The 25,478-nt window shown below is 47.0% G+C and carries 24 protein-coding genes and 7 tRNA genes; 15 read left to right on the top strand and 16 right to left on the bottom strand.

The features are described from left to right. Positions 1-230: 230 nt before the first annotated feature. The 5 genes from HG547_RS02180 to HG547_RS02160 all read right to left on the bottom strand — a co-directional run bounded on the left by HG547_RS02180 (position 231) and on the right by HG547_RS02160 (position 3,750). Positions 231-740 carry a hypothetical protein gene (locus HG547_RS02180; protein WP_088586976.1) on the bottom strand — a complete coding sequence of 170 codons (510 nt, stop codon included), beginning with the start codon at positions 738-740 and terminating at the stop codon, positions 231-233. Positions 741-1,035: 295 nt separating this feature from the next. Continuing rightward, positions 1,036-1,512, bottom strand: a complete 477-nt coding sequence (gene greA, locus HG547_RS02175) for a transcription elongation factor GreA (protein WP_011071421.1) — start codon at positions 1,510-1,512, stop codon at positions 1,036-1,038. Positions 1,513-1,776: 264 nt separating this feature from the next. After that, complete coding sequence (locus HG547_RS02170; protein ID WP_169546866.1) at positions 1,777-2,595, bottom strand: DUF4198 domain-containing protein; 819 nt, start codon at positions 2,593-2,595, stop codon at positions 1,777-1,779. A gap of 29 nt (positions 2,596-2,624) precedes the next feature. Further along, positions 2,625-3,137: a DUF2271 domain-containing protein gene (locus HG547_RS02165; RefSeq protein ID WP_169547033.1), complete on the bottom strand. Its 513-nt coding sequence runs from the start codon at positions 3,135-3,137 to the stop codon at positions 2,625-2,627. A 16-nt stretch (positions 3,138-3,153) separates the two neighbouring features. Continuing rightward, entirely contained in the window at positions 3,154-3,750 is a 597-nt protein-coding gene (locus tag HG547_RS02160) for a PepSY-associated TM helix domain-containing protein (protein ID WP_088585995.1), read from the bottom strand. A 411-nt stretch (positions 3,751-4,161) separates the two neighbouring features. On the opposite strand from HG547_RS02160, the gene HG547_RS02155 reads away from it, so the two are divergent. Continuing rightward, positions 4,162-4,797, top strand: coding sequence for a hypothetical protein (locus tag HG547_RS02155; RefSeq protein WP_047540206.1), 636 nt, complete (start codon positions 4,162-4,164; stop codon positions 4,795-4,797). A 292-nt stretch (positions 4,798-5,089) separates the two neighbouring features. On the opposite strand, the gene HG547_RS02150 is transcribed toward HG547_RS02155, so the two are convergent. The 10 genes from HG547_RS02150 to HG547_RS02105 form a co-directional block, all read right to left on the bottom strand. Beyond that, positions 5,090-5,164: transfer RNA gene (locus HG547_RS02150), tRNA-Gln, on the bottom strand. 35 nt (positions 5,165-5,199) lie between these two features. Beyond that, a tRNA-Leu gene (locus HG547_RS02145) sits at positions 5,200-5,284 on the bottom strand. An 81-nt stretch (positions 5,285-5,365) separates the two neighbouring features. Next, positions 5,366-5,442, bottom strand: a tRNA-Met gene (locus HG547_RS02140). Between the two features lies 1 nt (position 5,443). Further along, positions 5,444-5,518 (bottom strand) — tRNA-Gln (locus tag HG547_RS02135). 22 nt (positions 5,519-5,540) lie between these two features. Beyond that, a tRNA-Gln gene (locus HG547_RS02130) sits at positions 5,541-5,615 on the bottom strand. A gap of 45 nt (positions 5,616-5,660) precedes the next feature. Further along, positions 5,661-5,745, bottom strand: a tRNA-Leu gene (locus tag HG547_RS02125). 54 nt (positions 5,746-5,799) lie between these two features. Continuing rightward, positions 5,800-5,876, bottom strand: a tRNA-Met gene (locus HG547_RS02120). Positions 5,877-6,083: 207 nt separating this feature from the next. Beyond that, on the bottom strand, positions 6,084-7,175 hold the full coding sequence (gene ychF, locus HG547_RS02115) for a redox-regulated ATPase YchF (protein ID WP_037431408.1): 1,092 nt from the start codon (positions 7,173-7,175) through the stop codon (positions 6,084-6,086). Between the two features lie 137 nt (positions 7,176-7,312). Then, entirely contained in the window at positions 7,313-7,900 is a 588-nt protein-coding gene (gene pth, locus HG547_RS02110; protein WP_037415200.1) for an aminoacyl-tRNA hydrolase, read from the bottom strand. Between the two features lie 167 nt (positions 7,901-8,067). Continuing rightward, positions 8,068-9,282 carry an FAD-dependent oxidoreductase gene (locus tag HG547_RS02105; RefSeq protein WP_169546864.1) on the bottom strand — a complete coding sequence of 405 codons (1,215 nt, stop codon included), beginning with the start codon at positions 9,280-9,282 and terminating at the stop codon, positions 8,068-8,070. Between the two features lie 501 nt (positions 9,283-9,783). Here HG547_RS02105 and miaB point away from each other — a divergent pair. From miaB to HG547_RS02075, 6 genes are all read left to right on the top strand, one after another. After that, positions 9,784-11,208: a tRNA (N6-isopentenyl adenosine(37)-C2)-methylthiotransferase MiaB gene (miaB, locus tag HG547_RS02100; protein WP_037415195.1), complete on the top strand. Its 1,425-nt coding sequence runs from the start codon at positions 9,784-9,786 to the stop codon at positions 11,206-11,208. A 244-nt stretch (positions 11,209-11,452) separates the two neighbouring features. Beyond that, positions 11,453-12,517 carry a PhoH family protein gene (locus tag HG547_RS02095; RefSeq protein WP_169546862.1) on the top strand — a complete coding sequence of 355 codons (1,065 nt, stop codon included), beginning with the start codon at positions 11,453-11,455 and terminating at the stop codon, positions 12,515-12,517. Further along, positions 12,507-12,968, top strand: a complete 462-nt coding sequence (gene ybeY, locus HG547_RS02090) for an rRNA maturation RNase YbeY (protein ID WP_023268295.1) — start codon at positions 12,507-12,509, stop codon at positions 12,966-12,968. The genes HG547_RS02095 and ybeY overlap by 11 nt, the downstream gene beginning before the upstream one ends. Positions 12,969-13,007: 39 nt before the next feature. Then, positions 13,008-13,883 carry a CNNM family magnesium/cobalt transport protein CorC gene (gene corC, locus HG547_RS02085; RefSeq protein WP_037415189.1) on the top strand — a complete coding sequence of 292 codons (876 nt, stop codon included), beginning with the start codon at positions 13,008-13,010 and terminating at the stop codon, positions 13,881-13,883. A gap of 42 nt (positions 13,884-13,925) precedes the next feature. Continuing rightward, on the top strand, positions 13,926-15,494 hold the full coding sequence (gene lnt / locus HG547_RS02080; RefSeq protein ID WP_169546860.1) for an apolipoprotein N-acyltransferase: 1,569 nt from the start codon (positions 13,926-13,928) through the stop codon (positions 15,492-15,494). Then, positions 15,491-15,985 carry a prepilin-type N-terminal cleavage/methylation domain-containing protein gene (locus HG547_RS02075; protein ID WP_037431688.1) on the top strand — a complete coding sequence of 165 codons (495 nt, stop codon included), beginning with the start codon at positions 15,491-15,493 and terminating at the stop codon, positions 15,983-15,985. Before lnt ends, HG547_RS02075 begins: the two co-directional genes overlap by 4 nt. Positions 15,986-16,041: 56 nt before the next feature. Here the strand turns inward: HG547_RS02075 and HG547_RS02070 are convergent, their stop codons facing one another. Then, positions 16,042-16,542 carry a zinc ribbon-containing protein gene (locus HG547_RS02070; protein ID WP_169546858.1) on the bottom strand — a complete coding sequence of 167 codons (501 nt, stop codon included), beginning with the start codon at positions 16,540-16,542 and terminating at the stop codon, positions 16,042-16,044. Between the two features lie 121 nt (positions 16,543-16,663). Here HG547_RS02070 and leuS point away from each other — a divergent pair, with 121 nt between their 5' ends. The 8 genes from leuS (at position 16,664) to rodA (ending at position 25,466) form a co-directional block, all read left to right on the top strand. Beyond that, entirely contained in the window at positions 16,664-19,243 is a 2,580-nt protein-coding gene (leuS, locus tag HG547_RS02065; protein WP_169546856.1) for a leucine--tRNA ligase, read from the top strand. Between the two features lie 59 nt (positions 19,244-19,302). Beyond that, a complete protein-coding gene (gene lptE, locus HG547_RS02060; RefSeq protein WP_037415176.1) occupies positions 19,303-19,797 on the top strand; it encodes an LPS assembly lipoprotein LptE in 495 nt (164 codons plus the stop codon). A 52-nt stretch (positions 19,798-19,849) separates the two neighbouring features. Continuing rightward, positions 19,850-20,881: a DNA polymerase III subunit delta gene (gene holA / locus HG547_RS02055; RefSeq protein WP_169546854.1), complete on the top strand. Its 1,032-nt coding sequence runs from the start codon at positions 19,850-19,852 to the stop codon at positions 20,879-20,881. A gap of 12 nt (positions 20,882-20,893) precedes the next feature. After that, entirely contained in the window at positions 20,894-21,532 is a 639-nt protein-coding gene (gene nadD / locus HG547_RS02050; protein WP_169546852.1) for a nicotinate-nucleotide adenylyltransferase, read from the top strand. Positions 21,533-21,649: 117 nt separating this feature from the next. Continuing rightward, entirely contained in the window at positions 21,650-21,979 is a 330-nt protein-coding gene (gene rsfS, locus HG547_RS02045; RefSeq protein WP_011071401.1) for a ribosome silencing factor, read from the top strand. Continuing rightward, a complete protein-coding gene (gene rlmH, locus HG547_RS02040; protein WP_037415165.1) occupies positions 21,979-22,449 on the top strand; it encodes a 23S rRNA (pseudouridine(1915)-N(3))-methyltransferase RlmH in 471 nt (156 codons plus the stop codon). Before rsfS ends, rlmH begins: the two co-directional genes overlap by 1 nt. A 60-nt stretch (positions 22,450-22,509) precedes the next feature. Continuing rightward, positions 22,510-24,366: a penicillin-binding protein 2 gene (mrdA, locus tag HG547_RS02035; RefSeq protein ID WP_037415163.1), complete on the top strand. Its 1,857-nt coding sequence runs from the start codon at positions 22,510-22,512 to the stop codon at positions 24,364-24,366. Next, the gene (rodA, locus tag HG547_RS02030; RefSeq protein ID WP_037415160.1) at positions 24,363-25,466 is read left to right on the top strand and encodes a rod shape-determining protein RodA; all 1,104 of its coding nucleotides are present in this window, start codon (positions 24,363-24,365) and stop codon (positions 25,464-25,466) included. Before mrdA ends, rodA begins: the two co-directional genes overlap by 4 nt. Positions 25,467-25,478 lie beyond the last annotated feature (12 nt).

Below are 25,478 nucleotides of genomic sequence, written 5' to 3'. Positions count from 1 at the left end.
GGTGATAACCGATTCAAATCCGTCTAAACCGAATGCATTTAATCCAATGCAATTCAGTCGTATCTGCGGCAGTCATTCCGCAGGCTTTGACGCTAGGTTATCGGGTACAGGTTTCGGATGACAAAATGCAAAGTTAATCAAAGGCATCCTTAACGACCTATGGTTCAGTGACAAACTCAAACGGTATCGTTATGGATAAGCCTTGCTAACTTGCAACAGGGAGCAGTGAGTTAAGCGGCTTGCTGACTAAAGCGATATTGGAGGTTGGAGACTTTCCAGCCGGAGATCCGCGCGGGTGAAGATTCGGCTAAGAGGGTCCAATCCGGGCGAGCATCGAGGCGAATATTTTCCCCTAATGCGGGCGCAGGCTCGGGTTCGAACTCAAAGGCCAACAGGTAAACAGGCTTCACTTCGCGCATATCATGCTGAACAAGATTGATAAAACGCTGGGAGTTAACCGGGGCAAAATTAAAATCGTCAGAATGACTAACGAATTCAGACTCGGAACAATCGGAGGCTTGCACCTTATCAGAAGCAATGCAAACCGCTTGACTCTCGCTCGCAGTCGATTGTTCAGTTGAATGGCGCGATGTCGTATTTTCTTGCGCTGCGATTGACGGCGTATCGGCTGTCAGCACAGTTGTCACTACTGTTTTAGGCGCAAAATGCTGAGCGGTTAAGCTGCGCGGCGCATAGCCACTCGAATGGGCGATCAAAATGATCGACACACAGAGTAACATTAATCCTTGGCGCCAAAACTTAATCAAACTCAGATCCTAAATGGTGCACGCAGCAATTTACGTGAAAAATGTTTACAGGAAAAACAACGCTTTCTTGAATAGCTTTATTAAAAACATAGAAAGTTCCAAGCATGCAGCTTAAGTAACTGCCAACTCAGAGGCAAATTAAACTTTATCCATCTTGCTAAGTTTGCACTGCAAAGAGACTTATTGCGCAACGTGTTAAGTATCAAAAAGACATAAAAAAGCCGCTAAAAGCGGCTTTCAATGGTAAATAACCTGATGATATAAAGGCTTAGATATATTGCACCGAAATAATTTCGTAGTCGGTCAAACCACCGGGGGTCGTGATAGACACTTCATCCCCTTCATTTTTACCCACTAATCCTCGGGCGATCGGAGAGTTGACTGAAATCAGGTTTTCTTTGATGTTGGCTTCATCGTCACCTACGATTCGGTAGGTAACTTCAGCATCGGTATCGAGATTTAAGATAGTCACAGTCGCGCCAAAAATAATACGACCGTTGTTCACCATCTTAGTCACATCGATGATCTGCGCGTTAGAAAGTTTGCCTTCAATATCACGGATACGCGCTTCACAAATACCTTGCTCTTCACGGGCTGCGTGGTATTCAGCGTTTTCCTTCAGATCGCCTAATTCTCTCGCTGAGGCAATCGCTTCAGTGATTTTAGGGCGACGTTCAAACTTGAGCATATCTAACTCTTTACGCAGCTGTTCTGCACCGACAACTGTCATAGGAACCTTAGTCATAACTTCTTTCGTCTCCTTTAAACAAAAGCAACCCGTGCCGACGCTAAGGTCAACACAGTAAAATCAGGGTGGAATTGCGCTATTCTAATCGTTATGCGCGTGGGATGCATCAAGAACTGTGCACCCTTGCAGCTTACTGAAGCTAGCGCCCAGATGCTAGTAGTAAAGAATGATAGTGCGATCTTAATTACGGCAAGAGCCAAAAACAAAAATGCCCACAAACACGTCTGTGGGCATTAATCACTTTAGTAATAAAGTTTTAGCTTATTCAAGCCCTGCTTCGAAGGTCAAAAAGATTTCGCTTACCGTCTTATCGGCAAGGGATTTATCTGGGCTTGGACGCTCGATAGAGGCATGTAATAAATAACGGCCAGCGGCAGGTAACGTCATAGCCACTTTACCTTCTTTATCAGAGGTTAAGCTAATTTCCTCTGGCTTGTTACGGTATAGGCTACCGTCCTTCATAATGGCTACGCTGACGCCTTCAACGGGCTTTCCATCATAAACAAATTGCAGTGTTGCAGGTTCATTCTCAACAATATCAGCAGGATGCGTGATAGGTACTAATTCTAAGTATTCACCTTTGGGTACCAGTACCTTATCGGTTGGTTTATTGCGAGTCACATAGGTTTCAACCCTAGCAACGGTTAATGAGCCTTTAAGATCATAGGCATCCTTTGGCATGAGAGCTGCGGTCGCTTTTTTATCAAGACGACTACGCACTACCTCTTCTTTTCCTTTGACTTTGTAAACCGAAAAATACCGAGGCGTAACTTCTTTCTCGAACTTATAGGTGCCGTCTTGTAAGAGCTGCACATCAAAAACTGATTTACGGCCGCCAGTGTAGCTCGAACTTGGTGAACTCGACTTGCCATCGGGTAAATACACTTTCACATCGCTAGCCGTAACAGGCTTATCAACCATAAACACTTGGTTACTAGCGGAAACATCAGAAGTAATCCAAACTGCCTCATTACTTTCTGCCGACACATTGTAGTGGCTAGGTAGAATCCAGCGGTCATGGCTGCTGGCAAATGGGCTGATGCACAGTGCGCTAACTAAGGCAACAAAACGTAATTTCATCTTCACATCCTTTTCGTTAAATACTAGGCTTAGCGAGTCATGCCGCTTAAGCGAATATCAATGAGGCCAGTTTCAGTGGTGGCGGGTAATTGGGCTGTAAAATCCCCCGCCGATAAATCAAAGTTTTGTCTGACCAAATCACGGCCACCATGCTCACGCACCACTTCGATAAACACCGTGTAGGTGGCAGGAACAAGAGGTTTACCTGCATCATCTTTTAAGTCCCAATCAATTTTATAGTGGCCCGCAGGACGTGTAGCTGAGGCGATACCATCGACAAAGCTCATATCCTCACGTCCGGCTTTACGCCACCAACGACGAATATCCTTGAGCCATTTATGGCCTTCATCCCATACCCATAGGCTTATGGTTTTAACGGTTTGGCCCTTGGCATCCTCAACCCATACAGCCACATAGGGTCTGTGATACTGGCCCTCGGTAATTTCTGGCAAGGTTAAATCCACGGTCATTTTCGGTGCGGCCAATACCGCAGAACTCACAAACAACGCACCGATAGCGGTGGTGCGAATAAGATGACGCATCATCAATCGGCTCTCCCTATGGAACAAAATAAACATAAACAAGTGCGCAGCCAGAGCTGACGATCACCATATAAAACAACGATTTTTTTAGTCTTTTGGTTTGAGGTAACAGTAAATAAGCACCCGTGAGTGAGAACAAAATAATCAACAGCGCACAAAGATCGAGTACCCAAGCCCAGACACTTCCAGTATTACGGCCCTTGTGCAGATCATTTAGCACTGCGACAACGCCATAATCTAAGGTCTCGATATAGGCTTTGCCGTCGAGCAGATCGAGGGTGACTGTGCGATAGGTACCAGGCCCCTTACTCACTAGGCTGATTTCATCCTCATCGATATCGGCAGTGGTAATATCCATATCCCATTGACTTTTAAGCCAATGCCCCGCAGCTAAACGCCACTCGGGCTCCTGCGGCGCAGTGGGAATTAAATAACTGGGAATATCAAACTGCTCGCGCAGTGGCTCTTGATCCGCCGACGAAAACCAATTGGGGTGATTTAAGGTGATCCCCGTAATCGCGAAAAATAGCATTAACAAAAGCAACGCCATTGAGACGTAGACATGGATAATGCGTGCGTAGGAAAGAGATGATTTACTGACTTTAAATTTCAACGACTGACTCTCAAAAAAGGTATTTCAGGGATTGCTGCCTAAAATCGCCAAAACACAGCAGAACTTAGTGCCTGTATGAAATAAAATTAATGGCCTGATAGTAAATGATATTTATTATCAAAAAGCACCAAGTTTACAATCTTTACATACTCAATACGGTAGCGTTAGATAAAAGCAGCGCTGGTATAACTTGAAGGGAGACAAACTCTCGAATAAAGATACTTTGCAACATTTGGAGAATTACAATTAATTCATATAGATAAAAAGCAACATTTGGACTTAAAATCACACTTAAAATTTACCCTCTTCCCCCTCTCGTTTACAGAATCACAATCGGCTACAATCCGCCGCCGGCGACTTGCTGGTACTTCCAAAGGAAATATCATCTTGGGTACAACTCTGCTCAAAAAAATGCGTTGCCTTAACATTATTTGGCTCGCATTAATGCTAAACGCCTGTGTTGCTCCACTGCTGTTAATGTCGCCTCAAGGCCAACTGATGTGGGCACTGCTAAAACCCCTCGTAGGATTAAATCCTAATGATGTCGGGCTATTCGAACAGCCTCTCATTAAAGATCGTATGAAGTCGCTACTCGGTGATAACTATGAGACCACAGTATCTCTGTTAAAAACTGCCGACAAAATTCAACAGGAAGGCCCCTTATTTTATATGGTGTCGACTTATACTCCCGTGCCTGAAATGGCCGAAAAAGCCGGATTTGTATGGAATTCAGAAACCAACCAAATGGCAGTGATGTTATTAACGGGTGGCTCGCCAAAAATTATCTCTGAGCAGTTTACCAATCAAGCAGAGAAACTCGTTCCAAGCTGGCCAAAAGAACTGGCTGACTATACGGATCCGCAAAAACTGCAGCAAAAGGCCATAGAAGCTGGCACGGAAAAACTGCAAGAACAAATCCCAGCAGCTGCGCCCCTAAAAGCGGTTGCTACAGGCGATGTAAAAGCTACACAGGAAACGGTGCTTGAAAAAGCGGTGAACGAAGTCGCAGCTCCCACAGCAGTTAAAGAAGTAAAACCCGTACAATAACCACTACTCAACGCTCGGCGAGCTTTTTAGTCGCATTTCACTTTTATCGGTGTTAGCCACAGTGTTTATTGAACACTGTGGCTTTTTTTATCTCTATAAACACCTATCTAAGCCAATTAAGCGCATCTTAGCCATTAGTCATTCTCATATCGCCAAAACACTCAGCAATGCCATAACACACTAACAATGGAGAAGTAGATTGAAAATTAGCGAAGTAACCAGAGGATGATTCGACAAGCATATACAAACGACAGAAAGCAAAAAGCCCGTCAAAGGACGGGCTTTTTAACTATGGCTGGGGTACTAGGATTCGAACCTAGGTATGCCGGGATCAAAACCCGGTGCCTTACCGCTTGGCGATACCCCAATTAACTTTTTTTAACCGTAAAGGTTGCATTTTGATGGTACGGGAAGAGAGACTTGAACTCTCACACCTCGCGGCACCAGAACCTAAATCTGGCGTGTCTACCAATTTCACCATTCCCGCATCAAAATGTACCAGATTCACTCATACAAGCATCTCTGGATTTTTACCAGATAAACCAATTGATTTACGTGGATTTAAATATGGTAGCAATGGCGGGACTTGAACCTGCGACCCCAGCATTATGAGTGCTGTGCTCTAACCAGCTGAGCTACATTGCCATGGCTGGGGTACTAGGATTCGAACCTAGGTATGCCGGGATCAAAACCCGGTGCCTTACCGCTTGGCGATACCCCAAAAACTGAGAAACATGAAATGATGGCTGGGGTACTAGGATTCGAACCTAGGTATGCCGGGATCAAAACCCGGTGCCTTACCGCTTGGCGATACCCCAACTAAAACTTGTTTCATCACCCGCTAACGCAGATGTTTAAAATAATGGTACGGGAAGAGAGACTTGAACTCTCACACCTTGCGGCACCAGAACCTAAATCTGGCGTGTCTACCAATTTCACCATTCCCGCACAGTTTCAATTTTACATCCTGAAGCGATGCTAGCAAAAGCCAGTATAACGAAATGGTAGCAATGGCGGGACTTGAACCTGCGACCCCAGCATTATGAGTGCTGTGCTCTAACCAGCTGAGCTACATTGCCACTTCGTTATTGCGCGCCCCTCGTAGCGAGGAACGGGGCGTATTATGCTTATTCGAGGTATCGAGGTCAACAGCTTTTTTTCGCTATTTTCCTTGATACAAACCGTTCGGCTATTACTTCACCAAACTGAGCAACAGATACACTAAATCAGCCTCTGTTGCCCGTATTTTGCCTAACTTTCTACAGCTTAGCCCAATAATGGCTAACTTATACGTTAAACAGGAAGTGCATCACATCGCCATCTTGAACGATATAAGTCTTGCCTTCTACACGTAACTTACCCGCTTCTTTGGCGCCCGCTTCACCTTTATAGGCAATAAAGTCGTCAAATGCCACCACTTGTGCACGAATAAACCCACGTTCGAAGTCGGTATGGATAACGCCCGCCGCCTGTGGTGCAGTCGCGCCTACAGAAACGGTCCAAGCACGCACTTCTTTTACGCCCGCAGTGAAGTAAGTTTGCAGGTTCAATAACTGATAACCCGCACGGATCACGCGATCTAACCCAGGCTCTTCTAACCCAAGGTCTGCCATAAACTCATCGCGTTCTTCAACATCCATTTCAGCCAATTCTGATTCAATTGCAGCGCACACTGAAACCACAATGGCGTTTTCTTTTTCAGCAATGGCACGCACTGCATCTAAGTGTGGGTTATTGTCAAACCCATCTTCAGCCACGTTGGCAATGTACATGGTTGGCTTTAAGGTTAAGAAATTTAAGTAAGCAACGGCTTCTAATTCTTCCTTAGAAAGATCCATCGAGCGCAGCATTTTGGCTTCATCTAGCACTGGACGCATTTTCTCAAGGACTTCTACCTCAAACTTAGCGTCTTTATCGCCACCCTTAGCACGTTTTTGCTGACGAATAACGGCGCGCTCTAAGCTATCTAAGTCGGCAAGCGCCAACTCGGTATTGATCACTTCGATATCACGAGCAGGATCCACTTTGTTTGCAACGTGAACAATGTTGTCATCGTCAAAACAACGTACCACATGACCAATCGCATCGGTTTCACGGATGTTAGCAAGGAACTTGTTTCCTAAACCTTCACCTTTAGAAGCACCTGCAACTAGGCCTGCGATATCCACGAACTCCATGGTGGTTGGCAGTATACGTTGAGGATTAACAATTGCCGCCAGCGCATCTAAACGAGGATCCGGCACAGGCACTACACCAGTGTTTGGCTCAATGGTACAAAACGGGAAGTTTGCCGCTTCGATGCCAGCCTTAGTTAACGCATTAAAAAGCGTTGATTTACCTACGTTAGGAAGACCAACAATGCCGCATTTAAAACCCATATTCTTACCTTTCTCTCGATGATTGGCTGGCAAGTCACACTCACCAGCAAGTTTTAGTCGCACTGCCCCTTGGCAGCACATTGATAAATCGTCTTGACGTTTGAATAGCGACCTATAACAAAGCGCCTACCCAAACATTACTCCGCTTTAAAGGAGTGTAATCGAGTCATGGCTTTCACCATGTCCTCTTTAAATAAAATTTCAGTTGAGCGCACGGCTTCGTCTACGGCAGCATTGATCAGCTCTTGTTCTTTCGCGGGAGCCTTACCCAGTACGTAACCACTGACTTTATTTTTATCGCCGGGATGACCAATCCCAATCCGTAAACGATAGAAGTTTTTATCATTCGCTAATTTGGCAATAATGTCTTTTAACCCGTTATGACCACCATGGCCGCCACCGAGTTTAAATTTAGCCACGCCAGGTGGCATATCCAGCTCATCGTGGGCCACCAGAATTTCTTCAGGTGTAATACGAAAGAAATTAGCTAAAGCACCTACGGCTTTACCACTTAAGTTCATATACGTAGTCGGTATGAGTAAACGCACATCTTTACCGTGTAGTACGGCTCTGGCTGTCAGGCCAAAATACTTGCTATCGGCGACTAAGCTCACACCACAAATACGGGCTAATTCTTCCACATACCAAGCACCCGCATTATGGCGAGTCTGGGCATATTCAGCGCCCGGATTGGCAAGGCCTACGATTAATTTAATTTCGCTCATGACACTCACTAATGGCACTCAATACTGCGTTAATTGGTCGATGGCAAAGCACACAGGTCGACCATATTGAGCTAATAATGCCGCTTATACTCGTTAAAAACGCGGCATTTTAGCACTCAATGCGTAAGTCAACAAATACCGAGTGAGCAAGTGCTCACAACGAGGAACTAATTGAGCCCCATCGCATACTTAAGTACAGTTTGTTTGATGGGAGAATTGATATTGGCCAATTTTAATGCGCCATTGCGAAGTAATTTAAGCGGCAAAATATCATTACTAAAGCTAGCGTAAAACACATCCATGGTGGTCATCATCAGCTGATTATCAAGGTAACGTTTTGCTTGATATTGGCTTAACACCTCGGTTGACCACCATGGTTTATCCTCAGTTAATGCTGTCTTGATGGCTGTCAACAAAGCTCCAACATCTTTAAATCCAAGGTTAACTCCTTGACCCGCTAACGGGTTAATGGTGTGCGCCGCATCCCCTAAAATCACCACATTCGGCTTAAAATAGGCATTCGCGTGGCGGCGCGTCAGGGCAAAACTGCCTTTGGCTTCGACTGTAAAGTCACTGTCTAAGCGAACGGGAAAATGCTGGCGAATTTGGTCGGCAAGCTGCTTATGATTCAGCTGCATTAACTGTTTAATGCGATTGGCATCGTCATACCAAACTAACGACGCATGATTACCGGGGAGAGGTAATAACGAGCGCGGGCCGTTAGGGGTAAATTGTTGCCAAGTGACATCTTGCTGACCTTGAGCGGTTTGGATATTAATCAGCATGGCCGATTGGGCATAGTCCCAACCCGAAATTCCAATGCCCGCCCATTGGCGTACTTGAGAATTCGCACCGTCAGCGCCAACCAACAGCTTAGCCTCGAGTGAATAACCGGATTGTAAGTGCACGCTTACCGTATCAACACCACGCGCAAAGTAGGCAACGCGCTCAGGGCAAAAGAGTTGAATATTTTCCCATTGCTGCATTTGCTCCCACAGGGCGAGCTGCACTAAACGGTTTTCAACGATATGGCCTAAATGGCTAGCGCCGATTTGGGAACTGTGAAATTGGGTAATACAGCCATCAAGCTCCCAAGTCTCTAAGCCAAGATAAGGCACATTACGCATCTTAAGTAAGCTGTCTAATGCGCCTAACTGTTCAAGTAAATGTTCAGAGGCAACGCTTATTGCCGAAACGCGTACATCTAATGCTTGCTCAGGAGAATAAGCCTCGGGCGTAAAGGACTCAACTACAGCAACGTTAAGTCCTTGCTGTGCAAGACCAATCGCCGTTGCCGCGCCCACCATGCCGCCACCGACTAAAACCACATCAAAGGATTGAGTCTCTGATGTTATCGGTGCAGATTGCTGTGTTTGGCTCATTGTTCGGCTCATCTTAATTACCACTCATATTGTTGTTTAGACTTGTCAAATGCACCTTGTCACACCATCGCCATTCGCAACAGCTGCGCTGTAAATAATGCATTGGCTGCCACACCAACCATGTAAACGTTACCGTCAGTTACCGCAACAGGCTCGATTATGCCCTATATCACTACACCACGGAAATGTTGAACGTATTTCGACTCTAAATCCGTGAAGACATTGGCATTTGCTCCAGCAATAGCTTGTTGCCAATGGCAAATGTCGCACTAAGTCACCAAGAATAAATCACCTAAAACCCATCAATAGCGATAAACCTAGCTTCTTTGTGGGTATCATAACCCGATAGGATTAGCGAGTAAAAATGTGGACAACGCTGGTCAGCAGCCACAACTGCGGGTAAAATGTCGCGCTATTTTGACTGGGCGGTCCATTGGTCTTTTTACAAGGCAACGACGGCTCGGGACTCTTTTTACAGGGCAGCGTAGGGCAACACAACTGATGAGCAAAAAACTCCATATTAAAACTTGGGGCTGTCAAATGAATGAGTACGACTCATCTAAGATGGCGGATCTTTTAGGCGAATACCAAGGTTACACCTTAACTGAAGAAGCAGAAGAAGCAGATATTCTGCTGCTGAACACTTGTTCTATCCGTGAAAAAGCACAGGAAAAAGTGTTCCATCAGTTAGGTCGTTGGAAAACACTCAAAGATAAAAATCCTGACCTGATTATTGGTGTGGGTGGCTGTGTTGCATCTCAAGAAGGTAAAGCGATTAAAGACCGAGCTCATTGTGTTGACATCATCTTTGGACCACAGACGCTTCACCGTCTACCGGAGATGATTGAACAAGTACGCCGCGGCGATAAAGCTGTGATCGACGTGAGTTTTCCTGAGATCGAAAAATTTGACCGTCTTCCCGAACCACGCGCCGAAGGCCCAACGGCGTTTGTGTCAATTATGGAAGGTTGTAGCAAATACTGTTCATTCTGCGTGGTACCTTATACCCGTGGTGAAGAAGTCAGCCGCCCATCGGACGACATCATTCTTGAAATTGCCCAACTGGCAGAACAAGGTGTGCGCGAAGTCAATCTGCTCGGTCAAAACGTTAACGCCTACCGTGGCGCAACCCACGATGGCGGGATCTGTACCTTTGCCGAGCTATTACGCTATGTTGCCGCTATCGACGGCATCGACCGTATTCGCTTCACCACCAGTCACCCGATTGAATTTACCCAAGATATCATCGACGTTTACGAAGATACGCCTGAATTAGTCAGCTTCCTGCACTTACCAGTACAGTCAGGTTCTGACCGCATTCTCACCGCAATGAAACGTGGCCATATGGCGATTGAGTACAAATCTATCATCCGCCGTCTGCGTAAAGCCCGCCCTGATATCCAAATCAGCTCCGACTTTATTATTGGTTTCCCTGGTGAAACTAAAGAAGACTTCGCCGATACCATGAAGCTGATTGAAGATGTAGGTTTTGACCACAGCTTTAGCTTTATCTACAGTGCGCGCCCAGGCACGCCAGCGGCAGATTTACCCGATGACGTTGATATGGAAGAGAAAAAGCAACGTCTGGCGATTCTACAAGACCGTATCACTCAACAGGCCATGCGTTACAGCCGCCATATGATGGGTACAGTGCAACGCATTCTGGTTGAAGGCCCCTCGGTGAAAAACCCGATGGAACTGCGCGGTCGCACCGAAAACAACCGTGTGGTGAACTTTGAAGGCTTACCAAAACACATTGGTACCTTTGTGGATGTCGAGATTGTCGACGTTTACACTAACTCGCTACGCGGTAAATTTATCCGCGGTGAAGATGAAATGGATCTGCGCCGTAACCTGCGCCCATCAGATATTCTGGCGAAGCATAAGCAAGATGATGAACTGGGCGTAACTCAATTTAAACCTTAAGGGTTTAAATCTTCGGTTCGTGCACCTATATAAAGAGGGCGACAATGTCGCCCTCTTATTTTATGGCCATAACAACTGCCTGCTATTAGTGATTTTCCGTTAGCAATTATGATAGATGGCTCGTAAACTGAGATTATCTTCTGAATAGAGGCTGCGATAGTTGACTGACATCGCACTTAGCTTTCACTCAGCACTTTGCTTGGTATTTGATAATTTGCTTGTTATTTGACAATAGGAGTACTGTTTGTCCAGTAAATTAACCACAATGAATTTGTATCTCGAACCCGCAGAAACCCGCCGTTTGGCTTCACTGTGCGGTCCCTTCGATGACAATATCAAACAGATTGAGCGTCGCGTTGGCGTTGAGATAGTCCGTAAGAACAACCATTTCCAAATTACCGGATTACCACGTCACTGTTTAAGTGCCAATAACTTACTTAAGCAGCTCTATATCGAAACTCAAACGGTCAAAGGCAGCACGCCGGATCTCGACCCTGAACAAGTGCATTTGGCCATTCAAGAAGCCATTGCCCTAGAGCAGGACGACAGCGGTGACGATAAAGCCTTAGTTATCAAAACCCGCCGTGGCGTGATAAAACCGCGTAACCCCAACCAAAGCACCTATGTGGCCAACATTGTGCGCCATGATATTACCTTTGGTATTGGGCCTGCGGGAACGGGTAAAACCTACTTAGCGGTGGCCGCCGCGGTTGATGCACTAGAGCGTCAAGAAGTGCGCCGCATTCTGCTCACCCGCCCTGCGGTTGAAGCGGGGGAAAAACTCGGCTTCTTACCGGGCGATTTAAGCCAGAAGGTCGACCCCTATCTGCGCCCACTTTATGATGCCTTGTTTGAAATGCTCGGCTTTGAAAAGGTCGAGCGCTTAATCGAGAAAAACGTTATCGAAGTAGCGCCTTTGGCCTACATGCGCGGCCGCACCTTAAACGATGCCTTTATTATTCTCGATGAGAGCCAAAACACCACGGTTGAACAGATGAAAATGTTCTTAACCCGTATTGGCTTTAACTCACGCGCGGTCATTACTGGTGACATCACCCAAACCGACTTACCCAAACATGTTAAGTCAGGTCTGCGCCACGCCATTGAAGTATTAAGCCAAGTGGAAGAGATCAGCTTCAACTTCTTCGTGTCTCAAGACGTTGTGCGTCATCCTGTGGTTGCTCGCATTGTCGAAGCCTATGAGGCTTTTGATCGTAAAGAGCAGGCAATAAAGGCCGAAAAAGAGCGCCGCGACAATCAACAAGCGCACCCACAAACGCAACAGGAAGTTATAAAGCATGAGTCTTGATTTAGCCTTAGATGTGCAATACGCCACGGCGAGTGACTATCTTCCTAGTGAAGAACAATTTGCCCTCTGGGTAAAAACCGCCATTGGTAATAGCATGGAACAGGCGGAGCTGACGATCCGTATCGTCGATGCCCGTGAAAGCCAAATGCTAAACAGCACTTACAGAGGGAAAGACAAGCCCACTAATGTGTTGTCGTTTCCCTTTGAAGCACCGCCAGAAATTGAACTTCCGCTGCTTGGAGATCTTGTCATTTGTGCCGCAGTCGTTGAAAATGAAGCGCGTGAACAAGATAAAACTCTAGAAGCCCATTGGGCACACATGGTTGTACATGGTTGCCTGCATCTGCTAGGTTATGATCACATTGAAGACGAAGAAGCCGAAGAGATGGAGTCATTAGAGACTCAACTCATTGAAAGCTTAGGTTTTACTGACCCATATAAGGAACAATAATTAACTGAGATACTCTCTATCAAGGTTAATGAGAAAACTATGAGTGACGATATCCCCCCGAGTACGAGCGCCCAAAAGAAAAGCTGGTTTGACAGAGTAAGTCAGTTATTTCAGGGCGAACCTCAAAATCGCGAAGACTTAGTTGATGTAATTGATGGCGCAGAACAGCGCGAACTGATATCAGAAGACACCCGCGAAATGATTAAAGGTGTATTGGAAGTTTCCGATATGCGTGTTCGGGATATTATGATCCCAAGAGCTCAAATTGTCGCGATTCAAATCGACAATACCGTTGAAGAGTTGCTCGCAACTGTTATCGGTTCAGGCCATTCTCGCTTCCCTGTGGTTAACGAAGACAAAGACCATATCGAAGGCATTTTACTGGCTAAAGATTTGATCCCTTATGGTTTCTCTAACAGTGAAGAACCCTTTTCCCTTGAGCGCGTGATCCGCCCAGCGGTTGTTGTGCCAGAGAGTAAACGCGTCGATGTGTTACTCAAAGAATTCCGCTCCCAACGTTACCATATGGCGATTGTCGTCGATGAATACGGTGGTGTCTCCGGTCTGGTAACTATTGAAGATATTCTCGAAGAAATCGTTGGTGAGATTGAAGATGAATTCGATCACGATAGCCCTGAAGACACCGAAATCCGTAAAGTCGGCAATACTGTCTACATGGTGAAGGCGCTTACGCCTATCGAAGATTTTAACGAAGAATTCAACACCCATTTCAGCGATGAAGAGTTTGATACCGTTGGTGGCTTGGTGTCCCATGCCTTTGGCCACTTGCCGGAACGCAATGAGAGCATCATGATCGAAGGTATTGAATTTAAAGTTATCAACGCCGATACCCGACGTTTAATCCAACTCAGAGTAAAACTCCCCGATCCCAATATCGGTGAAGACGTAGAATAACCCTCTGCGTAAGAATAACTCTCCTTGTAAGAAGAATGATCCGTGCTAACTAACATTCGGGCTTTTGCCCAACAAAAGTCTCGATTGAGTGCGTTACGCCTCGTACTGGCGTTTATTTTAGGCGCCAGTACAGCGCTTTCCTTTGCCCCTTATTCCTTCTGGATCATCTATCCTATCGCCATGGCGTTAGCCCTTTGGCAGAGTGAATCCTTAAGCCCTAAAGCGAGCTTTTTCCATTGGTTAAGTTTTGGTTTTGGCTGTTTTGCCGTTGGTATCAGTTGGGTGCATGTCAGTATGGATACCTTTGGCGGGCTGCCACTACCCGCCTCTGTCGCATTAATGGCCTTACTGGCCCTCTATTTAGCGCTTTATCCGGCCTTAACGGGTCTGGGTTTAGCGTGGTTGACTCGCACTAATACTCCCTCGCTATGGCGTAACCTGCTCTTCTTCCCCGCTCTTTGGGTCTTAACCGAATGGGCCAGAGGCTGGGTTTTGACAGGTTTCCCTTGGATTTGGGCCGGCTATTCCCAAACTGAAGGCCCATTAAAGGAACTCGCGAGTATTATTGGCGCCTTGGGACTCAGTTTCTTAATTGCGATGCTCGCGGGCGCCTTAGCTCTGTGTTTTAGCAAACGCTACAAAAGCCTGTTGATATTACTGCCCATCATCGCAGCCGCGACTTGGGTCGCGCCTAAGCTGTCACAAATTAAGCCGACAGGCGAATCGGTCAAGGTCGCGCTTGTGCAAGGCAATATTCCGCAAAGTATGAAATGGGAACCCGATGCACTCTGGCCGACCCTGTTGAAATACATGGATTTGTCCCGTGAACACTTTGATGCTGACATTATCGTCTGGCCAGAAGCAGCGATCCCAGCGCCTGACTACCAAGTGCAAGACTTTTTGGATAATGCCAATAAAGTGGCCAACCTTAACCACACCTCCATCATTACCGGGATTATTAGTCGTCAACATGACGATTTTTATAATTCACTGATTGTATTAGGTAACCATAATCTGAAACAGCAAGATAGCCCAGATTATGAAAGCGATGGCAGCAACCAGTTTAAAAAGCATCATCTGTTGCCAATTGGTGAATTTGTGCCCTTTCAAGCCTTACTGCGGCCGATTGCGCCTTTCTTTAATCTGCCCATGTCCTCTTTTGCGCGTGGCGATTATCAACAACCGAACTTGAGCGCGGTAGGCCATAAAATTGCGCCGGCAATTTGTTATGAAATAGCCTTCCCTGAACAATTGCGTGACAGCGTTAATCTCGGGACGGATCTGCTGTTAACCGTCTCCAACGATGCCTGGTTTGGCACCTCAAATGGTCCATTACAACATATGGAAATTGCTCAAATGCGCGCCATTGAGTTAGGGCGTCCTCTGGTTCGCGCCACCAATAATGGTGTAACCGCCGTTGTCGATGAGCATGGCAATATCACAGCTTCTCTGCCGCAATTTGAAACGGGTGTATTGCGAGCCACAATTCCACTGGTTACAGGCCAAACTTGGTTTGCTAAAATCGGCCAAACACCACTGTTAGCCTTATGTGGAGCTCTGCTGTTACTCGGTTTTATCCGTCGTCAAAAGCAGCAACAGAATTTGAAATGATTAATCAGAAACGCACTCAAGGTTTTACCTTAATCGAACTCGTGGTCGTTATCATAGTGCTCGGGATTTTAGCGGTTATCGCCGCGCCGAAATTTATCGGCCTGAGCAAAGAGGCGCGGGAAAAAAGTCTGCTGCAACTCCATGCCAGTGTAAAAGCCGCAAATACCTTAGCCTATTCCAAGACCCAAATGCCCAGCTTACAGAGTCAAGCCGTCGCAGGCCGTGATGATATTATTGACATCGACCTCAATGGTGATGGTGTGGCAGAAACCCGCCTCAAGTGGGGTTATCTGGACAATACCGATATCGAAAAATGGATAGAGAAAGATGATAAACTCGTCATTCAATATCAAGGTATTGATATTACATATATTGGCTACGACTTGGATGCTAATACCTTAGTCAACGATGACCAATGTTATTTCCGCTATACCCAAGCAGCCGATGCCAACACACCACCGCTTTACGATATCAATGTCCAAGGCTGTTGATGGCTAATAAAAAACGACGCTAAGCGTCGTTTTTTATTTCTGGCGCATCCACAAGGCTAAGGCGTTAACGCCTCACGGGTAAACTCTTCATGGTCACACTCGGGGCAATCAGGGATCACGCCCGGAAACTCAATACTCATTTCATGGCCACAGTTAGTGCACACCATCACCCCTTGGCTAACAATATCGCCACTCTGGTAATAGCCGTGGTGTTTAAAGTCTTGAGCCAGTTCATGCCATTCCACTTGGCTGCGGTCGGTGATTTCACTTAACCAATGCCAAAGGGTGTTTTCTAGGGTGATCACCGTTGGGCTGTGGCTTAAGCTGTCGGCATTTTGCTCACGCAAAAAGCTGGCGATATCTCGCTTTAAGAATTGCTCAACTAACGCGAGCTCATCTTCCCCCGCTTGTTCTTTGAGGCGTAAGAACTCCTTCCCTTGAGTGACAGACTTAAATAAATTCTTTGCAGTCAGCGAGTTATCTTCCGCAAATTGCGCTTTCACTTCGTTAATTAAGGCTTGATACAGTCCTAGTAGCGCACTACTTCTATTATTCATAATCAATACTCCTTCATAGAACCTTTTTAATGCATCGCTTCTAGTTTATTCTATGCAGATCTTATTCGCGTCGATATGGCGTTAGATCAAATAAATAGGCGGCACTGCCGGAAATAGCGTGATGCAAGAGCAATATAATCCCTCAGAAATTGAAGCCTTAGTGCAAAAGCACTGGCACGACAACAAAACCTTTGAAGTTACTGAAGATGCAAACAAAGAAAAGTTTTATTGCCTTTCGATGTTTCCGTACCCTTCAGGTCGACTCCACATGGGACACGTTCGCAACTATACCATAGGCGATGTGGTTGCCCGCTTCCAGCGTCTTCAAGGCAAAAACGTGCTACAACCTATCGGTTGGGACTCTTTCGGTTTGCCTGCAGAAAACGCCGCAATCAACAACAAAACGGCACCAGCACCATGGACTTATCAAAATATTGAGTACATGAAAAACCAGCTAAAATTGCTGGGTTTTGGCTATGACTGGAGCCGTGAAATCGCCACTTGTACCCCAGAATATTACCGCTGGGAACAATGGTTCTTCACTAAACTGTACGAAAAAGGCTTAGTTTACAAGAAGACAGCTTCTGTAAACTGGTGCCCTAACGATGAAACCGTACTAGCAAACGAGCAGGTGCAAGACGGTTGCTGCTGGCGCTGTGATACCCCTGTAGAACAAAAAGAAATTCCACAGTGGTTCATTAAGATCACCGCCTACGCCGAAGAACTGTTAAACGATATCGACACCTTAGACGGCTGGCCTGAGCAAGTTAAGACCATGCAGCGCAACTGGATTGGTCGCAGCGAAGGCGTGGAGATGACCTTTGGTGTGGCAGGTAGCGATAAGTCATTCGATATCTACACTACTCGCCCCGATACCCTGATGGGCGTAACCTATGTAGCGATTGCTGCCGGTCATCCATTAGCAGAATTAGCGGCGCAATCTAACCCAGAGCTAGCTCAATTTATTGAAGAGTGCAAAAACAGCACCACGTCAGAAGCCGATTTAGCCACCATGGAAAAACGTGGCGTCGCGACAGGTCTATACGCGATTCACCCCATTACTGGCAAGCAAGTACCCATTTGGGCGGCTAACTTCGTACTGATGAACTATGGCACCGGCGCTGTGATGTCAGTTCCTGGTCATGACCAACGCGATTACGAATTTGCGAAAAAGTACCATCTCCCAATCGAAGCGGTTATCAAACCTGTTGACGGCGAGTTAGACATCAGCGAAGCGGCTTACACCGAAAAAGGCGTGCTGTTTAACTCTGGCGAGTTCGACGGTTTAGACTTTGACGGCGCCTTCAATGCCATCGCCGACAAGTTAGTGGCAGAAGGTAAAGGCAAACGCCAAGTAAACTACCGTCTGCGTGACTGGGGTGTATCACGTCAACGTTACTGGGGCGCACCAATTCCTATGGTGACCTTAGCCGATGGAACTGTTATCCCAACACCTGAAGATCAACTGCCAGTTATTCTGCCAGAAGATGTGGTGATGGACGGTATTCAAAGCCCAATCAAGGCCGATAAAGAGTGGGCAAAAACCCAAGTTAACGGTCAAGACGCGCTGCGCGAGACTGATACCTTTGATACCTTTATGGAATCTTCATGGTATTACGCCCGTTATTGCAGTCCAAAGGCTGATCAAATGTTAGATCCAACCAAGGCTAACTACTGGTTGCCAGTGGATCAGTATATTGGTGGTATCGAACACGCCTGTATGCACTTGTTATATTTCCGCTTCTTCCACAAGTTGCTGCGTGACGCGGGCCTAGTAAACACTAACGAGCCAGCAAAACAACTGCTGACCCAAGGCATGGTTCTGGCCGATGCCTACTACTACACCAACGATAAAGGTGCCCGTGTATGGGTGTCTCCGCTGGATGTAGTCACTACCGAAAAAGACGACAAGGGCCGAGTGACTAAGGCTATCGATAAAGACGGCAACGAACTGGTTTACACCGGTATGTGCAAAATGTCTAAGTCGAAAAACAACGGTATCGACCCACAGGTAATGGTCGAAAAATACGGTGCCGACACAGTTCGTCTGTTTATGATGTTCGCATCACCACCAGAATTAACGCTGGAATGGCAAGAGTCTGGCGTTGAAGGCGCGCACCGCTTTATCAAACGTCTGTGGAAACTGGCCAGCGAATATGTGGCGCAGGATAACAGCGAAGCACTAGACGTCAGCAAATTAACAAGCGAGCAAAAAGCACTGCGCCGTGAAGTGCACAAGACTATCGCGAAGGTGACCGATGATATCGGCCGTCGTCAGATGTTCAATACTGCGGTTGCCGCCGTAATGGAACTAATGAACCATCTGCAAAAAGCGCCACAAACCACAGGTCAAGATAGAGCCATTATCGGCGAAGCCTTAACTGCGGTAGTGCGTTTACTGTACCCCATAATCCCACACGTGAGCTTCACCCTGTGGAATGAGCTGGGCAACACCAACAGCATCGAAGACAGCCAATGGCCTGTTGTGGATGAATCTGCTCTGGTTGAAGACAGTAAACTCATCGTGGTGCAAGTGAACGGTAAAGTGCGCGCTAAAATTACAGTCGCGGCCGATGCTGACCAAGCGTCTGTTGAAGCTCTGGGTATGGCGGACGAGCAAGTCATCAAGTACTTAGATGGCGTTACGGTTCGTAAAGTGATCTATGTACCCGGTAAACTGCTCAGCATCGTTGCCAACTAACATCGTTGATGTGATAAACAGATGCTGTCCACACGACAAACAGGAAACCGCGAAAACTTATGCTAATTAAACGCTTAGCTTTCGCAATCATGGCGCTGGTCATTATGACCAGCGCAGGTTGCGGTTTTAAGCTTCAACGTAGCTACCAAATCCCCGAGCAGCTCAATCAACTCAGTTTGAGCAGCTCGGATGAATACAGTGAACTCACCCGTTTGGTGCGTGAGCGGTTACGTTTGAACAACGTCAAGATTGTCGATGCCGCCAATGATGTGCCAGTGTTAAGGCTTATCACCGACTCCTTAGAGCGTTCGACACTGTCACTTTACCCTACGGGCAATGTGGCCGAGTATGAGCTTATCTATTTCGTCGAATTTGCCGTGGCCTTGCCGGGCAAAGAGGCACAACCTTTCAAGATTGAAATTCGCCGCGATTACTTAGACGATCCTCGCACAGCACTGGCTAAAAGCCGTGAAATGGAACTGTTAGTCAAAGAAATGCGTATTCAAGCGGCCGATAGGATTTTGCAATCCCTGGCCAGCACAGAGGTGAATTAATGCAGGGTCCAAATTAATGTGGCACTGCAATAAAATGTGGAGAGTGGTTTAAATGCGTGTTTATCCTGATCAACTCTCCCGCCATCTCAATCCGCTTCACGCTTGTTACCTGATTTTTGGTGATGATCCTTGGTTGCTCGAAACCTCCAAGGATCAGATCCGCCAAGCAGCCAAACGCCAAGGGTTTGAAGAGCGCGTTCAGTTAATTCAAGAAACGGGTTTTAACTGGGGTGACTTAACCCAAGAATGGCAGTCCATGAGCCTGTTTTCTAGTCGGCGCATCATTGAGCTAACTCTGCCCAACGCAAAACCCGGTGCAGATGGTTCGGCGGCGCTACAAGCGTTGCTGCAAACGCCAAATCCTGATGTGCTGCTGATCCTCGAAGGCCCAAAACTCGCCAGCGAGCAAACCAATAGTAAGTGGTTCAAAACCTTGGATAGTTTAGGGATTTATTTGCCCTGCACTACGCCAGAGGGCGATCAATTCAGACGTTGGCTCGACTCACGCATTGCGCACTTTAAGCTGAATTTACAACCCGATGCGCGCGCTATGCTTTACACACTCTACGAAGGGAATTTACTCGCCGCCGATCAGGCCATGCAGTTGCTACAACTGTTAAGTCCAAGCCAGCCTATCGGTGCTGACGAGTTAAGCCATTACTTTGAAGATCAGTCCCGCTTTACCGTGTTTCAGCTCACGGATGCACTGCTGAATAATCGCCAAGACAGTGCTCAGCATATGCTGGCCCAGCTCAACGGTGAGGGTACGGCCACGCCCATTTTACTCTGGGCCTTGTTTAAAGAGCTGCAGTTGCTGCTCAGCCTCAAGAGTGAACAGGCGCAAGGTACGCCCTTAAATAGTCTCTTTGGCAAACATCGAATTTGGGATAAGCGTAAACCGCTGTACCAAACCGCGTTGCAGCGCTTAAGCCTCACCCAAATCGAACATATGCTTGCCTTCGCGTCCAAGCTGGAATTGAACTTAAAGCAATTAGGCCATGAAGATTGGACAGGGCTCAGCCACCTGTGCTTATTATTCGATCCCAAGGCCCACGGCCATTTGGCCCATATCAGCTTAGATTAAGGCACTGACTGGATGCGTATCGGTATTTTAGGTGGCACCTTTGACCCCATACATTACGGCCATATTCGCCCCGCGATGGAAGTCAAAGCCAGTCTCAAGCTGGATAAAATCCTGCTGATGCCCAACCATATTCCGCCGCACAAAAACACTACCCACTCGACTACAGCGCAGCGACTCGAAATGGTCGCGCAGGTATGTGAGGCATTAACAGGTTTCGAGCTATGTGATATCGAAGCTAAACGCGACAGCCCATCCTACACCGTTGTCACCCTTCAGCAGTTAACTCGACTTTATCCCGATGACGAACTGTTTTTTATCATGGGAATGGATTCGTTTATTCACCTGCAAAGCTGGCATCAATGGCAGCAATTGTTTGAATTAGCCAATATCGTAGTATGTCAGCGCCCGGGCTGGCATTTAGCCGAAGGGCACCCGATGCTGCATGAGTTAAACGTACGCCACGCGTCGCTTGAAGCGTTAAGTCACTCAAGTGAACCACAACATGGGCGCATCTTTACCGTTGATATCAGCCCACAGGATATTTCGTCCACCCAAATTCGCTCACAACTGGCCATGGGAGAAATTCCACAGGACGCCCTCCTGCCCGTCACTTTAAATTACATTCAAAAACAACGGCTTTATTTTTCTTAGGCCGAAAATCAAGCGCTAAGAGTACAAACTCAGCCGCTAAGATCGCTAAGAGAATGTATTCCCCCGCTTAAGACTGATATACTAGCGCGCTATTTAAAATGAATGAGGTACATCAGCGTGCAGAGCGCCGAATTAAAACAGTTTGTTGTCGATAAAATCGACGATTTAAAAGCCCGTGACGTCGTGGTTATCGATGTCAGCAACCAATCTAACATCACCGACTACATGGTGATTTGTTCTGGTACATCTAAAACTCACGTTAAAGCGATCGCCGAAAATCTCGTGATCGAAGCGAAAGCCGCAGGCATTCCACCTATCGGTATCGAAGGCCGCGACAGCAGCGAATGGGTATTGGTGGATATGGGCAACGTGATCCTGCATGTTATGCAAGATCAAACCCGTGATTTCTACCAGCTTGAAAAACTCTGGTCAGAAAAGCAAGCCTAATGAAGTTGCAACTTATCGCAGTGGGGACACGGATGCCCGATTGGGTTACCCGCGGTTTTGAAGAGTATCAACGCCGCTTTCCTCGGGATATGGCGCTGGAACTTATCGAAATCCCTGCTGGTAAACGCGGAAAAAATGCTGACATCGCACGCATCCTGCAAAAGGAAGGCGAGCAAATGTTAGCGGCGATTCCTAAGGGCAATCACATTGTTACCTTAGATCTTCCCGGCAAAAACTGGACTACGCCAGAATTAGCGACAGCCATGAATAAATGGCAACTCGATGGTCGTGATGTGAGCTTACTGGTCGGCGGCCCCGAAGGCTTAGCGCCCGCCTGTAAGGAAGCCGCCCATCAGAGTTGGTGCCTGTCGGCATTGACCCTGCCCCATCCTCTGGTGCGGATTGTGGTTGCCGAAAGCTTATACCGCGCGTGGAGCGTGAACACTAATCACCCTTATCACAGAGAATAGCGGGATCTTGATGTTAACGAGTGTCAACCACCCGGATGGGATCAGCTGGAGATAGCCTAAGTGTCGCCAAAAAAGCGGATAACCATGCACGACCACGCCGCCGAGGCGTCACTGTTTAAGCGTCGTGCGCTGTTCACTTTTATTTGTGTTGTCGCCCTCCTTAGTGTGTTGGTGACCAATCTTTATCATCTTCAGGTTGAATCCTATAAAGATTACGAAACGCGCTCTAATGATAACCGCATTCGTGTCGTGCCTATCGCCCCAAGCCGTGGCTTGATTTACGACAGAAACGGCGTGTTACTCGCCGAGAACCAACCCTTTTATTCTCTCGACTTAGTGCCGGAGAAAATTGCCAATATGTCCGAGACCTTGGACGAATTAGGCAAGTTAATCGAAATCACTCCCGATGAGCGTGAAACTTTTACCGAAGCGCTAAAGTTTCACCGCCGCTTTAAGCCCTTAACCCTTAAAAATCAGTTGACCGAAGAACAGGTCGCCATTTTTAGTGTTAACCAACATCGCTTTCCTGGGATTTCCGTTGAGGCGGGTTTAAAGCGTAACTACCCCTATGCGAGCCAGCTCACCCATGTGCTGGGCTATGTAGGTAAAATCAACACTCGAGATCGCGCTCAATTGGAGCGTAACGATCAGTGGAAAAACTATGCAGCCACCAAGGATATTGGTAAGCAAGGCATTGAAAAATATTATGAATCACTCCTTCACGGTACACCAGGTCATCTCGAAGAAGAAGTAAACAACCGCGGCCGAACTATCCGTACGCTTAAAATTGTACCGCCGGAGCCGGGGCAAGATATTTACTTAACTCTCGATTTACAATTACAGCAAAAAGCCGTGGAACTACTCCAAGGCCATAAAGGCTCAATCGTTGCTATCGATCCAAGGGATGGCGGGATTTTAGCTTTAGTGTCGAGCCCAAGTTACGATCCCAACCAGTTCGTGCAAGGGATTAACAGCAAGGATTACAGTGATTTATTGAACGACAAATCACGTCCGCTGATTAACCGCGCTACCCAAGGCCAATATGCGCCCGCATCAACGATTAAACCCATTATTGCCCTACTGGGACTTGATGAAAAAGCCGTGACCGAACACACCCGTATTTGGGACCCTGGTTTTTGGCAAATCCCAGGGGTTGAGCGTAAATATCGCGACTGGAAACGTTGGGGCCATGGCTGGGTTAACGTCTATAGTGCTATCGTGGAATCCTGCGATACCTACTTCTATGAATTAGCTTATAAAATCGGTGTTGATCCCATCGCCCGTTTTATGGAGCAATTCGGCTTTGGCCAAAATACTGGCGTCGATATTTTTGAAGAGTCGGCGGGTAATATGCCGTCGAAGGAATGGAAACGCTTAAAATACAATCAAGCTTGGTACATAGGTGACACCATTTCAGTCGGTATCGGTCAAGGTTACTGGACCGCAACTCCGTTACAACTGGCCAATGCTACCGCTATTCTCGCCAATAAGGGCCGTCGTTTTCCGCCGCACTTATTAAGATCGATTAAAGATAATACGGCCAAAATTGACTCGCCGATTAACGAGTTACCACCGATTGAGCTTAAAAATCCGCGCAACTGGAATATCATTAACGAAGCCATGCGCCAAACCGCCCATAAGTCTCGCTTCACCGACGCAAGCTATACCGCCGCGATGAAAACCGGTACGGCGCAGGTGATTGGCGTGGCCGAAAACACGAAATACGATGCTAATAAGATTGCCGAGCATTTCCGCGATAACGCACTCGTCGTCGCCTACGCGCCCTTTGAAGATCCTAAAATCGTCCTAGCTGTGGTAATGGAAAACGCCGGCTGGGGTGGCGCAAACGCTGGCCCCGTCGCTCGCGCTATGCTCGATGAATACATGCTCAGAGACACTTGGAAACCAACGCCATGAGTGCCCATCAACGTCAAAATATCTGGCAACGATTACATATCGACCTGCCCCTGTTGCTCGGCCTATTGGCTGTAATGGGCTTTGGCCTATTTGTTATCTATTCCGCCAGTGGTGAAGATCTTGGCATGATGGAACGCCAACTGTTTAGGATGTTTTTATCCCTAGGCATCATGTTTACCATGGCGCAAATTAATCCTGAGGCGCTAAAACGCTGGGCATTACCCATTTACCTTGCAGGCATTGTGTTACTGCTTGGGGTGCATTTTTTTGGGGAGATTAACAAAGGGGCGCAACGCTGGTTGAACTTAGGCTTTATGGAGTTTCAACCATCTGAGCTGATTAAGCTCGCCTTCCCCATAACTATGGCTTGGTATATCAGTAAATTCCCACTACCGCCCAAAAAACGCTATCTAGCGGGCGCAGGTGTCATTCTGCTGATCCCCACATTATTAATTGCTAAACAACCCGATCTCGGCACTTCTATTTTAGTTGCGGCATCAGGTATTTTCGTACTGTTTTTATCGGGTATGAGCTGGGTGATTGTGGGCGGTTTTATTGCCGCCGTGTTGGCATTTTTGCCTATTCTCTGGTACTTCCTAATGCACGATTACCAAAGAACCCGCGTCTTGACCCTACTCGATCCAGAACAAGATCCCCTCGGTGCGGGTTACCACATTATCCAATCGAAAATTGCTATTGGCTCAGGCGGCCTCTGGGGTAAAGGTTGGCTCGATGGCACTCAATCCCAATTAGAATTTATCCCAGAACGTCACACCGACTTTATCTTTGCGGTGATCGGTGAAGAATTTGGTCTGATAGGTAGCATTATCCTGCTCCTGATGTATCTCTACATCATCGGACGCGGCTTAGTCATTGCCTCTCGGGCGCAAACCAGCTTTGCCAGACTCCTTGCCGGCAGTATCACATTGACTTTCTTCGTTTATGTTTTTGTGAATATTGGTATGGTTTCAGGTATCCTGCCTGTGGTGGGTGTACCTTTACCCCTTGTCAGTTATGGTGGCACATCGATGCTGACATTAATGACAGGGTTTGGCATTCTTATGAGCATTCATACCCATAGACGTTTTGTAGATAGATAATTTTTAGGGACT

The sequence above is a fragment of the Shewanella sp. DNRA4 genome, from assembly GCF_012843185.1.
Lineage (GTDB): Bacteria > Pseudomonadota > Gammaproteobacteria > Enterobacterales > Shewanellaceae > Shewanella > Shewanella xiamenensis.
Note: the sequence above shows the minus strand (reverse complement) of the source record. Positions and strands in the feature narration are given on the sequence as shown.

What these genes read in the sequence shown, in the direction of transcription:
- ychF (WP_037431408.1), bottom strand. Translation starts at nt 7,175, where the DNA reads ATGGGTTTTAAATGCGGCATTGTTGGTCTTCCTAACGTAGGTAAATCA.
- miaB (WP_037415195.1), top strand. Translation starts at nt 9,784, where the DNA reads ATGAGCAAAAAACTCCATATTAAAACTTGGGGCTGTCAAATGAATGAG.
- HG547_RS02180 (WP_088586976.1), bottom strand. Translation starts at nt 740, where the DNA reads ATGTTACTCTGTGTGTCGATCATTTTGATCGCCCATTCGAGTGGCTAT.
- HG547_RS02075 (WP_037431688.1), top strand. Translation starts at nt 15,491, where the DNA reads ATGATTAATCAGAAACGCACTCAAGGTTTTACCTTAATCGAACTCGTG.
- HG547_RS02165 (WP_169547033.1), bottom strand. Translation starts at nt 3,137, where the DNA reads ATGCGTCATCTTATTCGCACCACCGCTATCGGTGCGTTGTTTGTGAGT.
- HG547_RS02170 (WP_169546866.1), bottom strand. Translation starts at nt 2,595, where the DNA reads ATGAAATTACGTTTTGTTGCCTTAGTTAGCGCACTGTGCATCAGCCCA.
- corC (WP_037415189.1), top strand. Translation starts at nt 13,008, where the DNA reads ATGAGTGACGATATCCCCCCGAGTACGAGCGCCCAAAAGAAAAGCTGG.
- HG547_RS02155 (WP_047540206.1), top strand. Translation starts at nt 4,162, where the DNA reads ATGCGTTGCCTTAACATTATTTGGCTCGCATTAATGCTAAACGCCTGT.
- nadD (WP_169546852.1), top strand. Translation starts at nt 20,894, where the DNA reads ATGCGTATCGGTATTTTAGGTGGCACCTTTGACCCCATACATTACGGC.
- pth (WP_037415200.1), bottom strand. Translation starts at nt 7,900, where the DNA reads ATGAGCGAAATTAAATTAATCGTAGGCCTTGCCAATCCGGGCGCTGAA.
- leuS (WP_169546856.1), top strand. Translation starts at nt 16,664, where the DNA reads ATGCAAGAGCAATATAATCCCTCAGAAATTGAAGCCTTAGTGCAAAAG.
- HG547_RS02070 (WP_169546858.1), bottom strand. Translation starts at nt 16,542, where the DNA reads ATGAATAATAGAAGTAGTGCGCTACTAGGACTGTATCAAGCCTTAATT.
- ybeY (WP_023268295.1), top strand. Translation starts at nt 12,507, where the DNA reads ATGAGTCTTGATTTAGCCTTAGATGTGCAATACGCCACGGCGAGTGAC.
- HG547_RS02105 (WP_169546864.1), bottom strand. Translation starts at nt 9,282, where the DNA reads ATGAGCCAAACACAGCAATCTGCACCGATAACATCAGAGACTCAATCC.
- greA (WP_011071421.1), bottom strand. Translation starts at nt 1,512, where the DNA reads ATGACTAAGGTTCCTATGACAGTTGTCGGTGCAGAACAGCTGCGTAAA.
- rlmH (WP_037415165.1), top strand. Translation starts at nt 21,979, where the DNA reads ATGAAGTTGCAACTTATCGCAGTGGGGACACGGATGCCCGATTGGGTT.
- holA (WP_169546854.1), top strand. Translation starts at nt 19,850, where the DNA reads ATGCGTGTTTATCCTGATCAACTCTCCCGCCATCTCAATCCGCTTCAC.
- lptE (WP_037415176.1), top strand. Translation starts at nt 19,303, where the DNA reads ATGCTAATTAAACGCTTAGCTTTCGCAATCATGGCGCTGGTCATTATG.
- rodA (WP_037415160.1), top strand. Translation starts at nt 24,363, where the DNA reads ATGAGTGCCCATCAACGTCAAAATATCTGGCAACGATTACATATCGAC.